Source organism: Ignavibacteriales bacterium, assembly GCA_020635255.1.
GTDB lineage: Bacteria > Bacteroidota > Ignavibacteria > Tepidaquicellales > Tepidaquicellaceae > JAEYVS01.
In genome coordinates this window covers 573,990-589,157 of the sequence record JACKAC010000002.1, presented here as the reverse complement: position 1 = coordinate 589,157, position 15,168 = coordinate 573,990, and the positions used below count along the sequence as shown (strand labels likewise).

13 protein-coding genes are annotated in these 15,168 nt (G+C 44.6%); 11 read left to right on the top strand and 2 right to left on the bottom strand.

Annotated features, from left to right (window positions below; genetic code table 11):
* Nucleotides 1–107: 107 nt before the first annotated feature.
* On the bottom strand, nt 108–1,640 hold the full coding sequence (locus tag H6614_10520; GenBank protein MCB9244100.1) for a M28 family peptidase: 1,533 nt from the start codon (nt 1,638–1,640) through the stop codon (nt 108–110).
* Nucleotides 1,641–1,753: 113 nt separating this feature from the next.
* Between H6614_10520 and H6614_10515 the strand changes: the two genes are divergently transcribed.
* From H6614_10515 to H6614_10465, 11 genes are all read left to right on the top strand, one after another.
* Nucleotides 1,754–2,215 carry a hypothetical protein gene (locus tag H6614_10515; protein ID MCB9244099.1) on the top strand — a complete coding sequence of 154 codons (462 nt, stop codon included), beginning with the start codon at nt 1,754–1,756 and terminating at the stop codon, nt 2,213–2,215.
* Between the two features lie 47 nt (nt 2,216–2,262).
* Complete coding sequence (gene recG / locus H6614_10510) at nt 2,263–4,362, top strand: ATP-dependent DNA helicase RecG (GenBank protein ID MCB9244098.1); 2,100 nt, start codon at nt 2,263–2,265, stop codon at nt 4,360–4,362.
* A gap of 98 nt (nt 4,363–4,460) precedes the next feature.
* Nucleotides 4,461–4,679, top strand: a complete 219-nt coding sequence (locus tag H6614_10505; GenBank protein MCB9244097.1) for a DUF4258 domain-containing protein — start codon at nt 4,461–4,463, stop codon at nt 4,677–4,679.
* Between the two features lie 15 nt (nt 4,680–4,694).
* Nucleotides 4,695–4,931: a DUF2283 domain-containing protein gene (locus H6614_10500; protein ID MCB9244096.1), complete on the top strand. Its 237-nt coding sequence runs from the start codon at nt 4,695–4,697 to the stop codon at nt 4,929–4,931.
* Nucleotides 4,932–5,000: 69 nt separating this feature from the next.
* Entirely contained in the window at nt 5,001–6,419 is a 1,419-nt protein-coding gene (locus H6614_10495; protein MCB9244095.1) for an undecaprenyl-phosphate glucose phosphotransferase, read from the top strand.
* 10 nt (nt 6,420–6,429) lie between these two features.
* Nucleotides 6,430–6,813, top strand: a complete 384-nt coding sequence (locus tag H6614_10490) for a hypothetical protein (protein MCB9244094.1) — start codon at nt 6,430–6,432, stop codon at nt 6,811–6,813.
* Nucleotides 6,810–8,903, top strand: coding sequence for a T9SS type A sorting domain-containing protein (locus tag H6614_10485; GenBank protein ID MCB9244093.1), 2,094 nt, complete (start codon nt 6,810–6,812; stop codon nt 8,901–8,903). The genes H6614_10490 and H6614_10485 overlap by 4 nt, the downstream gene beginning before the upstream one ends.
* Before the next feature lie 9 nt (nt 8,904–8,912).
* Nucleotides 8,913–10,139 carry a T9SS type A sorting domain-containing protein gene (locus tag H6614_10480; protein ID MCB9244092.1) on the top strand — a complete coding sequence of 409 codons (1,227 nt, stop codon included), beginning with the start codon at nt 8,913–8,915 and terminating at the stop codon, nt 10,137–10,139.
* 95 nt (nt 10,140–10,234) lie between these two features.
* Nucleotides 10,235–10,570: a hypothetical protein gene (locus H6614_10475; GenBank protein MCB9244091.1), complete on the top strand. Its 336-nt coding sequence runs from the start codon at nt 10,235–10,237 to the stop codon at nt 10,568–10,570.
* 150 nt (nt 10,571–10,720) lie between these two features.
* A complete protein-coding gene (locus H6614_10470; GenBank protein ID MCB9244090.1) occupies nt 10,721–11,512 on the top strand; it encodes an outer membrane beta-barrel protein in 792 nt (263 codons plus the stop codon).
* Nucleotides 11,513–11,585: 73 nt separating this feature from the next.
* On the top strand, nt 11,586–13,874 hold the full coding sequence (locus H6614_10465; protein MCB9244089.1) for a TonB-dependent receptor: 2,289 nt from the start codon (nt 11,586–11,588) through the stop codon (nt 13,872–13,874).
* Here the strand turns inward: H6614_10465 and H6614_10460 are convergent.
* Nucleotides 13,871–15,136 (bottom strand): metallophosphoesterase, encoded by a 1,266-nt coding sequence (locus H6614_10460; GenBank protein ID MCB9244088.1) that lies wholly within the window; start codon nt 15,134–15,136, stop codon nt 13,871–13,873. The genes H6614_10465 and H6614_10460 overlap by 4 nt on opposite strands.
* Nucleotides 15,137–15,168: the final 32 nt, after the last annotated feature.

Genomic DNA, 15,168 nt, shown 5'->3' with positions numbered 1-15,168 from the left:
GAAAAGGCGGGTCTCCCCGCCTTTCTTATTAAACTCTCGATTCTGCTTTTCACCGCCGTTGTTGGTGTTTAAGCACACGCGGTGAGCATCACCAACAATTACAACCCTCAGTTCTGCTTATCCACTATCAGCTTGTGATCCAGGTTTGCTATCACCAGCGCCAGCTCATATGCCAGGTCTGATGTCCTCTGGATCTTAGCATAATTGATCTTCTCAAAATCATCCGTCGGCTTATGATAATCGTTCTCCATATTATCGAAAAAGAATACTATCGGTATCCCGAACCTTGCGAAATTGTAATGATCGCTCCTCTCATAAAACCTGTTCGGATCGTCCGGGGCATCGAACGTATAATCGAATATGAAATTCGATGTCCTGCCGTTCACCTCCTCTACCAGCTCTCCCAGCTCCGTGCTAAGCCTGCTTGCCCCTATCACCGAGAGCGAATCCTCGCTCATCCTTCCCACCATGTCCATATTTATATTTGCTACCATATCATTGATAAATGGTAAGTGCTCCGAAGCGTAGCGCGATCCCATCAGCCCCTCCTCCTCGCCGGAATACAGCATCACTACTACCGAACGCTTGTTCTCATTCGAATAAGCAAACCTCTTCGCAATGTCCATTACGGTCACCGTTCCCGAGGCGTTATCGTCCGCACCGTTATATACCACGCCCGTCTTATTTCCCAGGTGGTCATAATGACCTCCCAGCGATACATACTCGTTTTTTAGTACCGGGTCTGTCCCCTCTATTATTCCTATCACGTTCCTTGATATCACCTCCTCCTCGGTGTTTTCCAGCATAAAATCTATCTCCTTATCCATCGCAAATACCGGTATCTTCTCCCTCTCATTAAACATCCTCTCCAGCTCCTCATAGGAATACTCCTCGTCTTCCAGCAGTTTCTTTGCCATTTCCGGACTCACACATATTACCGGTATCCTGTTCCTGCCGCTGCTCGTGTCCGGATACCTTATCGAGCTACCCTCCCCCCACGCACTCAGCCTCCCCCATGCATCCATCGTGCCATCCGTCGCTATAATAACCAGCCCCGTGGCGCCACGCTCCCGCGCCTGCCGCCACTTCGTCCCCCAAAACGAATACTGTGTCGCCCGCTCCCCCCGAAACCACGTACTGTCGTTAGACAGAGGCTCGTCATCTAACACGAAGACTGTCTTTCCGGTGATGTCGAGAGCGCTGTAGTCGTCGTAATTATATTCTGGGGCGGAGATGCCGAACCCGGCGAACACCATTTTGCTTTTTTTATTGAGGTAGGCGGGGTCGGGGTTTCTGCGGGCGTCGATGATAAAATCTTTGCCGAAGGAGTAAACGGCTGTTTTGCCGTCGTGATATATTTTCACTTTGCTGTCGGGCAGAAAGCGGGACTGGATGAGCGGGTAATTTTGGAAGTAGGTCCCGTTATCGCCGAAGGGCTTAACGCCGTATTCCATAAGCTTTTTCGCGATGTAATCGGAGGCAATTTTTTCGCCGTCGGTGGCAGTTTCGCGTCCCATTAGTTCATCGGAAGCGAGATATTCCATATTTGTCTTTATGTCAGTGAGATCGGAGGCAGTGGATTGAGCGAGTACAAATTGCGGTAAAACAATAAATAGAATTAATAGTAAGGATTTTTTCATTTGGGTAAATTTTAATAAGAGAATTTACCAAATCTAATTTATGTATGCTATGTTTTTTTAATCTTTGTTGTAAGGTACCGGGGAGTTATTTTTGTGTAATCAAACCCAAATATATGCTGAAGGACTTCATCCGCGGTTTTATATTTATGTTCGTTTTATTGATGGTGTATCTTATCGCAGTGAATTTCATTTTGATGTACAGCGCCGAAGGACTGGGGCTGTATAAAAACATTCCATTGTTTATCGGACTGGCTATATTTTTAAATGTAGCCCCGTTCATAGTAATTACGATAATAGACCGCATAAAGAAAAAGAAGCTCCGGGCTGAAGCAGATGAGTTCATGAAATACGGAACGAGAGCGAACGCAAAGATAACCGGTATAGCGGATACCGGCATTACAATAAACGATGACCCGGTCGTGAGGCTAACGATGGAAATAAACCCGGACAGCTCAGGTACTTTTACAAAGACAGCGGATGTAACGGTGTCGCGAGTAACTATTCCGAGAGTGGGTGATATTATCAGGGTGATATACGATCCGAAGGACCCGACCAAGTTCAGTGTAGAGCAATAACGGATGACCTTGATTTTATAATACGTTTTTCGTCTTTTAAATAACCGATGGATCTAAAATATTTAAAAGGAATAGGACCTAAACGGGCAGATGCATTCAGTGAAATAGGTATTCACTCCATAGAGGACTTCCTCAATTTCATACCGCGCACATATCTCGAGCGAATAAACATTTCCGATATCGGAAGAAACATAGACAAGAACGCAGTAGTCTATGGAAAAGTAATAGACGTTGGCTATCCAGCAAGGAGACACCACCCGGTAAAGGTGAGCATCAACGACGGTACGGGAACGGTGAAGCTGGCGGTGTTTGGGGCGGCGGATTACAGGCTGAAGCAATTTAAGCCGATGGATACTCTGCTAGTATGGGGAAAGATAGACCAGGGATGGAGCTCGGGAGCGTTTAAGGCGAACTTCACTTACAGGGATCATCTAAAACTGGACGTGAAGGACGACACGGACGCGGATTTTTTGAAATACTCTTTTGTGCCTGTGTATGAACTATCCGGCGTACTGAAAAAGACCTGGATAAAACCGTTATTGCTCTCCAAGATCGTTTTCAACGCGTTTCACGTACTTGCAAAGAGCTCAAAAGGAATCGAGGAGACGCTTCCGGCGGAAATACTCGATAGGTATTCGTATCCGTCACGACGCGACGCGGTATTCAGAATAAACTTCCCCAAAAAAGAATCGGACAAGGAGACATCCAGGAAGAGACTTGCTTTCGAGGAGCTGTTTTATTTGGAGATATTGATGGCGATACGAAGATACAATTTCAAAAATGAGAAGAAGGGAATATCGTTCACGGATAGCGACGGATCGGGGCTGGCGGAGAAATTCACCGCTTCCCTGCCATTCGAGCTGACAAACGCACAAAAGAAGGTCATAGGCGAGATATATTCCGATATGAAGTCGGAGCATATAATGAACAGGCTTTTACAGGGAGATGTGGGAAGCGGAAAGACGGTCGTCGCGGTAGCGGCAATGATGCTGGCAATAGAGAACGGCTATCAGTGCGCTTTTATGTGCCCGACGGAACTGCTGGCAGAACAGCACTACATCAACATTTCAAAGCTTACCGAAGCGCTCGGAGTAAAGACGAGTCTGCTCGTCGGAGGGCAGAAGAAGCAATTAAGGGACAAGATACTATACGGGATAAAGAGCGGTGACACGAATATAATTGTTGGGACGCACGCGCTGATACAGGAAAAGGTGGAATACAACCGGCTCGGGCTTGCTGTAATAGACGAGCAGCACAAGTTCGGAGTGATGCAGAGAGCAAAGCTGAAAGAAAAGGGACTGAACCCCGACGTATTGATAATGACTGCCACACCGATACCGAGAACGCTTTCGCTGACATTTTACGGTGACCTGGACGTGTCGGTTATCGATGAAATGCCGAAAGGAAGGAAGGAGATAATTACAAAATACAGAGAGGATAAAGACAAGGACAAGGTATTCGAGTTCATGAGGAAAGAAATACAGGACGGACGGCAGGTGTACGTAGTTTACCCGCTCATAGAAGAATCGGCTAAGCTGGACCTTAAATCGGCGGAAGAAAATTACAAACTGCTTAAAGAAAAAATATTCCCGGATCTGAACGTCGGCATGATACACGGAAGGAAGTTCTCATTCGAGAAGGACAGCGTAATGAACGATTTCAAAGACGGGAAGATAGACATACTTGTTTCCACGACGGTGATAGAGGTCGGTATAGACGTGCCAAACGCGACGATAATGGTAATAGAAGAAGCACAGAGGTTCGGGCTGTCGCAATTACACCAGTTAAGAGGAAGAGTGGGGAGAGGTTCCGAGCAGTCGTATTGTATTTTGATAGGAAAGAACCTCGATGATATTTCCGAGAAGAGGATGGAAGTGATACGCGGGACGACGGACGGATTTAAAATAGCCGATGCAGACCTGAAATTGAGAGGACCGGGAGAATTTTTCGGGGTAAGGCAATCGGGTGTACTTTCCTTTTCCTGTACCGACCTGGAGCAGGATAAGAAGGAGCTGGAAAACGCGAGGGATATTGCATTTGAGATAGTGAAAAACGACCCGCAACTGCGAAAGCCGGAAAATGAATTGATAAAGAAAAATTTTCTGGATAAGTACAGAGAATCGATAAAGCTGTCGGGAGTGGGGTAAGGATTAGACTTTGATGTTTGTAAGAATAAATTAAATTTAGTTTAAACCCATAAAACGTAACTTTGAAGGTAATATTTTCAAATCACGCCAAAGCCCGAATGGAAGAACGGGGAAATATCACCGACGAACAAGTGAAAGACGCTATTGAAAATGGAGTCTCTCAAACTACAAAAGATGAACGTGAAGAATTTGAGTTCTCTGTTCCGTATAATAATGTTCATAATGGAACTTTTTACCCAAATGTATTGCTTAAGGTTATTGTTAAAAAGGAAGATGATACATATATTGTGATAACTGTAATTCCTAAGTTCTATTAACCCAAAATTTTACAAATGAAGATCACATTGGATGAAGAGCATAATGTAGGTTATATCTATTTTAAGGAAGGCGAAAAAGTGGATAAATCTATCGAGTTAGGAAATAGCCTGGTAATTGACTTTTCTAAAGAGGGAAAGATAATAGGATTAGAACTTCTGGACGCTAAAGAGCAGTTGGACTACAAGGCGGAAAGTTATCACCTTGTTTTCGAGAATTTATTTAAAAATTTAATAAAAGAGTTCAAATTTTAACCATTTTTAAGCTACTATCCTACCCTTTTTCCTTTATATATATTCATAAAACAGATATTTTGCTCTACAATGCGGACTAACTCCAGCAAAATAGAGTTTTTTGTGCCATTGATGACGGTACTGTCGGATTTTTCGGCAATACTGCTCTCTTATTACCTGGCATATGAGATACGATTTCACACTTCAATTGGAAATTACTTCGAGGTCACAAAGGGGATTCCCCCATTCAGCGGGTATCTATTTATTGCGGTAATCACACTTCCGGTCTGGTTCATGGTGTTCCAGTCATTCAAAATGTACAGGCTCAACAGGAATGTTTTCGTATTCGATGAGCTATTCCTGGTGACAAAGTGTGTAACAATCGGAATACTCCTCTCAATGGGAATTGTGTTCTTTTACAGAGACTTCCCTTATTCGAGACTTGTATTTATACTGCTGTGGTTCTTCACGATATTATTTTCGATGATAGGACGGTATTTTATGCTGAAGATCGAGAAGACGCTTTACAATAAGAACATCGGTGTAAAGAACATTGCCGTGGTAGGAACGAGCGAGATGGCGCTAAAGATATATGACAAATTCACGCGTGACAAGTTCGCCGGCTTTAACGTGGTGGGTTACTTCCATAAAGCAGACGTAACCGATAACCAGCTCGAAGGAAAGAGATACCTGGGGACGTATGAGGACATACCTAAAAAGATAAAATCATTGCAACTTGAAAAGATACTATTCGCACTGCCATCGAGCGATCACGATGACATATACGACCTGATGCAGAAGTGTGAGGGAATAAACATAGAATTTATGCTCGCGCCTGATTTCATCGAGACTATCACAAGCAAGCTGAGAATGGAAGAGGTGGACGGAATCCCCTTCCTGAAGCTCAAGTCACTACCGATGAACATTTGGAACAGGTTCCTCAAGCGGTCATTCGACATACTTGTATCGGGATTCATACTACTGATAATATCTCCTATAATGCTTCTGCTAACCCTCCTTGTAAAAATCACATCACCGGGGCCGGTATTTTACAGGCAGGAAAGGGTCGGGCTCGACGGGACAAAGTTTATGATGCTGAAATTCCGCTCTATGAGAACAGACGCGGAGAAATCCGGACCGCAGATGGCAAAAGAAAACGACGACAGGTATTCGCCGATAGGGTTATTCCTCAGGAAATACAGCCTGGACGAACTGCCCCAGTTCATAAACGTTTTGAAGGGCGATATGAGTATAGTAGGACCACGTCCTGAGAGAGAATTTTTCATTAACCAGATGAAGGACTCGATAAAGAATTATCTCGAAAGGCACAGGGTGAAATGCGGTGTAACAGGATGGGCACAGGTGAACGGGCTTCGCGGTGATAACACATCAATGCAAACAAGGATAGATTACGATATTTATTACATAGAGAACTGGTCACTTGCATTCGACATAAAGATAATCTTCAAGACGTTCAGGGAAATGTTTTTTTCGAAGGAAGCCTTTTAATCAATCATAGATGATAGACGTAACGATATTTTTCGGGCATACTATATTCGCGGTTTACGCTTTTGCAAGGTCTTACCAGACAGACGGGATACTGCAGGCACTGCTCAATGTTACGTTCATAATAGTGTTATTCGCGGTAGGCTGGACGATATCAGACCTCATTGTGGGACTTGTTATTCCAGCAAGCGGATACTCGATTCCAAATCCGCCGGGATTATTCCTGTACGGACTTTTGAAGATGACGGGATTTTTCACACCGGGTAACGGGGGCTACGGGATACTTGCTCCTAAAGACACGGTTTCATTGATATTACTAACGGTAATGGAAGTATTTTTTTACAGGTTCTATTTTAGAAGCGCTGAACATCTAACACAAGCAAAGAAGACTGCATGAAGAAAAGACAGGTATTGATAATTCCCCTGCTGTTTATGATAGCATTAGTGTATTCCTTCACACAGTTAAATAAGACGGGAGAGGCAGGACTAGACTATGACCAGGTGGTTGTGGCATTCGTAACATATAACGATCACGGAAACAATCTTTATATAGATAATCTCACGCTGGGATCGAGACCAAGCACGGTCGACCTGGCAATAACGGGAGTGGACAGCATACCTCCGGGAACATATTATACACCGGGTCCATCCGCCATGACTATTTATCCGAGGTTTCACATTACGAATATAGGATCGCAGGCATCGGTCGATACACAGTACGCCTTTTTAAGAATTACGGCACTTTCATATTTCGATTCAACGGAAATAGGATCAATATCGGCAGGGTACGATACAGTGGTGCAGTTCGATTCTATCGTGGTGCCCCCGGGTACGGGGCTGGACATGTTCGCGTACCTGCGAGTACTGGGTGATACACTCCGATATAATGACTCGATATACCAGTACACGCTTTTCCAGGAGGGTGTGCAGAGGAACGTTTTATTCCAGGAGTTTACGAGCGCTACGAGTTCCGGATGCGCGGTAAACAACGTCGGGATGAATAATTTCATTAATACGAATTTCAGCACGATAACAGCGATCAAGTACCCGTGGGGAATTCCCTCGCAGAACGATTCGATGTATCTGAGCAGTAAGGTGCAAGTGGATTCACTGGTAAATTATTTTAACGCGTCGCTCGTACCTCTGGCATACGCAGACGGGAATACACTAATAGCACTGCCGTATAATACGGATTCACTGCTCAATGCGCCGTACCAATACAGACGCGCAATAGGCTCACCCGTGTCGGTGAGCGTGACAGATTCGCTTTCGGGAAACACGGTGACGTCGAAGATAGACATGAATATAGTATCGGCTCTCCCCCCGGGGAATTACCGGCTAAAGGTGAACGCGATGCAAAGGGTGGTACAGTACGATACGATACCCACAAACTGGTACGACTCTACATTTTATGATGTATTCAGGAAGGCATTACCGGGAATACACGGAGTACCGATCACTACATCACCGGGAATGCAGTCGTTCACATACACATATACCGTACAGCCGGGCTGGGACGCGTCGCAGATGTTCACGGCAGTCTTTATAGAGAACGAGGACACGAAAGAAGTACTCAACAGCGCGAAGGGCGGTCACTTCATGCCGAACCCACTGCAAAGCGTGCGAAGGAACTTCACCGGGCGGGACATGATACCGTTCGACGCGAAGATACCTTACAGCGTGAATGGATTTACGGTGACGACGGGGATGCCGTTTAACATTAAGGAAAGTCCGAGCGTGACAGATCCGCAGTACAAGTATTTTGTGCAGTTATTCGAGGGGTACTATCCGACACCGGGATGGACGATAATAAACCCGGACGCGCTATTTACGTGGAGGCGGTACACAGGCGCCAACGGGCCAACATTTACGGGGACGCACTCGATGCAGATGCCGTTTTATGATTACGATACGACAAACGCATACAGACGGGATACACTAAAATCGGTAATATACTACGGATTGCGGGATTCCAACCAGATGACATTTAATTACGCGTACGCGCCATACAGCAATACGTACAGGGACAGCCTTAAGGTGCTGATCTCCGTTGATGGTGGTCTTACGTATCCGTTCGAGGTATTCAACAAGGGTGGAAACGGGCTGGCGACAGCGCCGGCGACGTCGACGGCATTCTCGCCGAATAATTCGGGACAATGGTCGACCGATACGGTCCAGCTGGAAGGAATAGTCAGCGTGGAGCCAATATCAGGCAGTGTACCGGACGGATTTACACTCAGCCAGAACTATCCGAATCCATTTAACCCGGCGACAAAGATAACATTTTCAATACCGGCGAGGACGTACGCATCACTCAAAGTGTACGATATTGCGGGTAGAGAAATCAGGTCATTCGTGAACGCATTTATCCAGGCAGGAGTGTATTCGGTAGACTTTGACGGAAGCGCACTGGCAAGCGGAGTATATTTTTACAGGCTGGTCACAGATGAGTTTGTTGAAACAAAAAAAATGGTTTTAATAAAATAATATGAAAATATGAGAACAATTGTATACAGTTTGATCATAGGGCTTTTCACATTAAACGCGGGCTTTGCGCAATGGATGGTTCAGTCATCGGGAACGAGCACTTTTATAAACGCGGCATATTTTCATGATGAGAATACGGGGTGGGCATGCGCGAACAATCTTGTACTAAAAACGACGAACGGCGGGGACAACTGGACAAACACCCCCGTACCGGGTTCTCATGTTGCAATAACATTTACGGACGAAAATAACGGATGGATCTGCGGACAGTTTGGCGAGCTATTGAAAACAACAGACGGAGGAAATACATGGACCCCAAAACCTTCCGGTATCACTTACCATTTTAATGACATACAATTTTACGATCAGAATACGGGATTTGCCGTTGGATTTGGCAGGACATTCATAAGGACGACGAACGGCGGGGATAACTGGAGCAATGTTTTACCTCCCGGCAACTTTCCGACACTATACTCATTGTATATAATGAATGCTAACGATATCTACGCGACAGCCGATCTTTCATATATATATAAGTCCGGAGACGGGGGAAATACATGGGATTCCATTACGGTAGGTATGCAAAATCCATTCTTTTCAATCTACTTCCTGAACTATAATACAGGATGGGCACTCGGATGCTGTGGAATGTATTTTAAGACGACGGACGCGGGTAACTCGTGGACACCGGAGCAATACCTAACACCGGGCTTCACAATTTACTCGGCAAACTTTATTAACGAGAACACCGGATGGATGTCAGCAGATGCGGGATACATAATGAGAACGACAGACGGAGGAACAACGTGGGACTCCCTCGCTTCGGGAACATCAACCGACCTGAGAACGATCCAGTTCGTCAACGATCAGACAGGATGGGTGGTAGGCAACGAAGGCATTATATTGAAAACGACAAACGGAGGAGGACAGGGATGGAACGTTGGCATTCAGCAAATCTCCACAGGTATCCCTGAAGAATATGAGCTGGGGCAAAATTACCCCAATCCATTTAATCCTTCGACTAACATTAACTTTAGTCTGCCTAAGGCGGGTAATGTAAAGTTAGTCATATATGACATGCTGGGACGCGAAGTCAGTGTTTTAGTTGACAAAACACTCAATGCCGGCAGTTTTGAATATAATTTTGAGGCAAAGAATCTGAACAGCGGGGTATATTTTTACAGGCTAATTACCGAGGATTTCAGCCAAACGAAAAAGATGCTGTTAATTAAGTAATAGTAAAAACAGAGTTTTTGAACCTGTATAAATTTATACTCACTTGTTTTAGGGTATAAATTACATTAATTTGCGTCATATCTATAAGGATGAGAGTGATATCCAAGCAACGAAATAGAATAATCGAAAGAATTCTCAGCCATCCTTTCCTAAAGGAAATGGACTTCCAGGCAAAGCTCATTCTTTTACTCGGATCGTTTACATTGCTTTTGATAGCGGCAGATCTATCGAGCGAAATGTCAAAGGATAAGGATGAGACAGGATTCTTTACAGCGTGCCTGGAAAATCTCGATGACGCAGGAACAAACCATGCCGATCTAATTAACCATGATATACCTATATTTGCAACGATAGTAATTCCAAATACCGATATATTCGTTCAAAACACAACTCCAGAAGTACATCCCGAAAGAGGACCTCCCCTTTCATAAGTAACACTTCCTAACGTTTAAATCATGTTTTAATTTTGGTTCGTACAAAACAGAACCATTATATAGATACGTATAGCTCAGCGGGCGTATTGTATATATGCATATGCACGCAGGTCTGTACGCAGAAACATTAATTTTAAAAAAATCATAATGAAAAAGATCAACGTTTTAGTTTTACTTATAGTATCATTATTTATTGGGAGCGGAATTTCATACGCTCAGCCAAAGATAACACTTAACGCATACGGCGGATACGGTGTACCATTAGGTGACTTTGCAACTGAAGTTCCAACAAACACGAGAGCAGATGCAGATTATTTTCCATATTATACAAAGCAATTATTAACCTTTGGCGCAGACGGAAAGCTTGCATTTGGAAAGACCGGTAACGGAAGAGTAGTATTTGGAATTGGTTACAACATGTTCAGCAACAATACAGACGCTATATTCAAAGCAGATTCAAACGGAACGCTCGTAACAACAAACTTTAAGCCACAAGTAAACATACTATCCATCTCACTTGGAGGTGAGTGGGCATTCCAGCCAAACCAACAGCTGAATCCATATGTTGGCGCAGGTCTTGCGGCTAACTTTTTCAGCGGTACATTCACATTCGGCCAGTCAGTATTCGTAAAAGGCGAGCAAAGGAACGGACCGATGGACATGAAAGCTGAAACCAGAATCGGTTTTTACCTGGATGCAGGTCTGGATTATAGACTCAGTCCGCAATTTGGTATCAACGGCGGTATCAAGTACAGCTTAATTAACCCGATAGGAAAAGGCGCAGATGACGAAGAAGAGATCGGTGAGAATGAAATAGACCTTGGCGACCAGGAACATACAGAAGATGGAATTGATTTTCCTGCGAGGACTATCAGTTCGTTCAACGGTTATTTAGGTGTATCATTCTATTTTGGAGCTCCTAAAACTAAGAAAAAATAATTAACTCCTTTCAAACCACCTTCCTTTCCTTCTCCTAGGGAAAGGAAGGTGAATATTTTAAGAATCGGAAAATTTGAGAACTTCAGGCTACATATTAATATTCATTTTATTTTTAAGCGGGATATCCACCGCTCAAAACAAAATAACCGGAACAGTAAGCGACGCAGAGACCGGCGAGAAACTTTCCAATGTTTTGATATTCATCGAGGACGTCCAAAAATCCTATTTTACCAATTACAAAGGTGAATTCGATGTTACGGGTTTACCGGACGGCTATCTGGGATTCCAGTTTTCATTGGTGGGTTATAAGAATTTCAGCCTTAAAATAGATACCAAACAGGTAAAAGAGCCATTAGACGTAAAACTAATATCGGCTGAGCTTACAACGGATGAGATCATAGTTACAGAAACACGCATAGACAAACCATACCAATCCGACAAGATAACATTTAAGGACCTGCAGAGGGACGGCACAATGAACGTCTCCGAAGCAATTACAAAGATACCGGGGGTTTGGCAACTTTCGACAGGGTCGGGAATATCCAAACCCGTGATAAGGGGATTGTACGGCAACAGGATAGGTATTATGGTAAATGGAATAAGATTTGACAACCAGCAGTGGCAGGACGAACATGGGCTGGTGATGAGCAGTGACGGAATAGATAATATAGAGGTGATCAAGGGACCGCGAAGTCTGCTATACGGACCGGAGGCAATAGGCGGTGTCGTAAATATCACGCATGAGAAACCCGCACCGGTAGGAACAAACATGGCGGACCTTAACACAAAATTTTTCACAAATACTCTTGGGATACTCGCAGACGTCGGATTAAAAGGAGCAGAGAAGGATTTTAACTGGCTGGTAAGGTTTGGAGGAGAGACACATGCGGATTACCTGGACGGGAACGAGGACAGGATACCGGAGACGAGATTCGGAGGATACACGATAAAGGGCGCATTCGGTTCACACCAGGGTATCTGGGTAGGAAATCTTAATTATGATTACACGAGGTACACGTACGGGGTACTGGAGGAAAAGGAGTTCGCAAAAGAGCTTATTAAAAACGAGACGCGTTTTGACAGGAGCTTTAACGGACCCCATCACAACCTGAACGTTCACAATATCGTCTTGCAGAATACATTCATAACGGGAAAATCAAAATACAAGGTCAACCTCGGATATACATATAACAGGAGACAGGAAATAGAAGGAAATGACGAGCGATTCCTGCCGGACAGCCTGCAACTAGGAAACCTGGATATGATATTGAGAACAAATTCATTCGACGGAAGCTGGGGATATGATATAAACAGATTCACGAATTTAGTCGTCGGCTCACAGGATTTTTACCAGCAGAATCAGAACTCCGGTGAGAGGAGATTGATACCAAATGCAGACGTTTCTTCGCTTTCACTGACAAGCATATTGAATTACAAAAAGGATAAGCTGGGCTTCGAGGGAGGAGCGAGGTTCGACAGATACCATTTGACGACGGAAGAGTACGGAGTGCCGGATTCCATCGGTTACTTCCCTGCTCTCGAGCGGACATTCAATTCAGTGAACGGGTCAGCGGGCGTATTGTACTGGTTCAACAAGCACTTTCTCGCCAAGACGAATTTTTCGACGGGTTTCAGAGCACCCAATCTGGCTGAACTAACATCGAACGGGCTGCATGAGGGAACATTCCAGTATGAGATAGGAAATCCGAATTTCGAAAGCGAGCAGAGCTATGAGGGCGACCTGGGGCTGGTGCTGGAAAGCAAGTATGTTTCATTCGATATCGCGGGTTACAATAACAGGATAAACAATTATATTTACCTCGGTCAGACAACGGATACGATACAGGGCTATCCGGTATTCCAGTATTATCAATCGGATGCAACGCTGAGGGGACTGGAAGCGGACCTGGATGTAAAGCCCTTCGACTGGCTGGGCATAAGGGCAACTTATTCCACGGTTCACGCAAAGCGGGAGGACGGAGAATATCTGCCATTGATACCGGCTGACAAGATCACGCTTGGGGCGCATGTCGAGCTGGAGAACTGGAAATTCTTTTACAACCCGTATTTCGAATTATCTACCTACTCGGCATTGAAAAAAACAAGGCTCGGTGAGAACGAGGTATCAGTACCGGGATATACACTGCTCAATGCTTACTTCGGGTGCGACCTGCGTTTCGAGAAGCAATTGATCAATATATCGATAAGCTGTACGAACATGCTGAACAAGGTGTATGTGGATTTTATGTCGAGGATAAAGTATATACATACGACGATAGACGGAAAGACATATAACGCGAACAACATGGGCAGGAATATAGTGGTGGCAATAAAGGTACCCTTCCAGCTGTCGTATAATTAGACGAGAGTTATTTTTGTTATTTCAGGCGGGCAGTTGAGCCTTAGCGGCAAGCCGACAACACCAACACCGCGCGATACATACATTTGTGAGTTACCTTCTTTATACAATCCACTGAGATAAGGACTGATAGTCGAAGCAAGAGAGATGTTCGTTTTACCAAATTTGGCGAGGACGATCTGTCCACCATGAGTGTGTCCGCTCACCACAAGATCAACATTCTTTTCGGCAATGTTTTTGATGAAGTAAGGTTTATGGTGCAACATTATCTTGGGCTGGGTAGAAAAGCCGGGGATGTTCTTCTCTGCGTGAGTGATGGATGTATTGAGATTGCCGATCAACTCGGGGTCGTAGTCGGCGTTACTCCTTCGTGTATCTTCAACTCCAATAAGCGAGAGCTTTTCGCCATTGATATCGAGCTCGAAGGATTCGTTTCTCATGAGGCGGATGGGTGTTTCATTTTTTACAACGTCCGCGATGTAATTGGGGTCGGAGAAGTAGTCGTGATTTCCGAGAGTGGCGAAAATGCCGTGTTTAGCTTTAACGTCGCGGAAGGCTTTCGCGAACGGGGCGGCTTCGGATGTGTATGAATTAGTGAGGTCGCCGGGAATAAGAATAATATCGGATCCAATATCATTAACGATGTCGGCGTAATGGTGCATAATCGACTCCGGCATATAGGGACCACTGTGAAGATCACAGATGAGTGTGATGGTAGTACCCTTAAGCGCGGGAGGGAGATTGGAGATAGTTATTTCTCTGTTCGTTATTTCGTAGTCATCCTTTCCGGAGACTGCGATGCCGGCACCAATGAAAGCATACCCGGTAACAGCAGCGGCGGAAGCCGTGACGAACTTTCTGCGTGATGAGTCGAACCTTTGGACGGATCTCTTTTCTTTCAGACCGGCGAGCCATTTTTTCCCTTTGTCGAAGCGTGAGATGATGAACGATCCGAGCTGGAACGGGAGTTTGATTATCTTTCCCAGGAGAAGATAAACGCCGACGAAGAAGTTAGCGGCTGTGAAAGTGTAAAAAGGAAGTACGTAGGAATTATAGAGCCAATCCGGGAGGTCGGCAAGCCGGGCACCCGTGACAAGAATGAATATAAACGGTAATATGAATAAAATGTAGGGTCCATACGAGATGAGATTGACCCATTTAGAAGGAATGTTCCTTTTTTTGAGGAATTTTCTAAAGGTGAACAGAACCAGTAATTCCAGCCCGATTATTACCGCAAAAACAACTATGAATAGGAGTCTCCACATATTGAATCTATAACAATGTAAATTTGAAGTTC

Excerpts from the sequence above, each read along its gene's own strand:
- H6614_10520 (MCB9244100.1), bottom strand. The coding sequence starts at position 1,640 with ATGAAAAAATCCTTACTATTAATTCTATTTATTGTTTTACCGCAATTT.
- H6614_10515 (MCB9244099.1), top strand. The coding sequence starts at position 1,754 with ATGCTGAAGGACTTCATCCGCGGTTTTATATTTATGTTCGTTTTATTG.
- recG (MCB9244098.1), top strand. The coding sequence starts at position 2,263 with ATGGATCTAAAATATTTAAAAGGAATAGGACCTAAACGGGCAGATGCA.
- H6614_10505 (MCB9244097.1), top strand. The coding sequence starts at position 4,461 with ATGGAAGAACGGGGAAATATCACCGACGAACAAGTGAAAGACGCTATT.
- H6614_10500 (MCB9244096.1), top strand. The coding sequence starts at position 4,695 with ATGAAGATCACATTGGATGAAGAGCATAATGTAGGTTATATCTATTTT.
- H6614_10495 (MCB9244095.1), top strand. The coding sequence starts at position 5,001 with ATGCGGACTAACTCCAGCAAAATAGAGTTTTTTGTGCCATTGATGACG.
- H6614_10490 (MCB9244094.1), top strand. The coding sequence starts at position 6,430 with ATGATAGACGTAACGATATTTTTCGGGCATACTATATTCGCGGTTTAC.
- H6614_10485 (MCB9244093.1), top strand. The coding sequence starts at position 6,810 with ATGAAGAAAAGACAGGTATTGATAATTCCCCTGCTGTTTATGATAGCA.
- H6614_10480 (MCB9244092.1), top strand. The coding sequence starts at position 8,913 with ATGAGAACAATTGTATACAGTTTGATCATAGGGCTTTTCACATTAAAC.
- H6614_10470 (MCB9244090.1), top strand. The coding sequence starts at position 10,721 with ATGAAAAAGATCAACGTTTTAGTTTTACTTATAGTATCATTATTTATT.
- H6614_10460 (MCB9244088.1), bottom strand. The coding sequence starts at position 15,136 with ATGTGGAGACTCCTATTCATAGTTGTTTTTGCGGTAATAATCGGGCTG.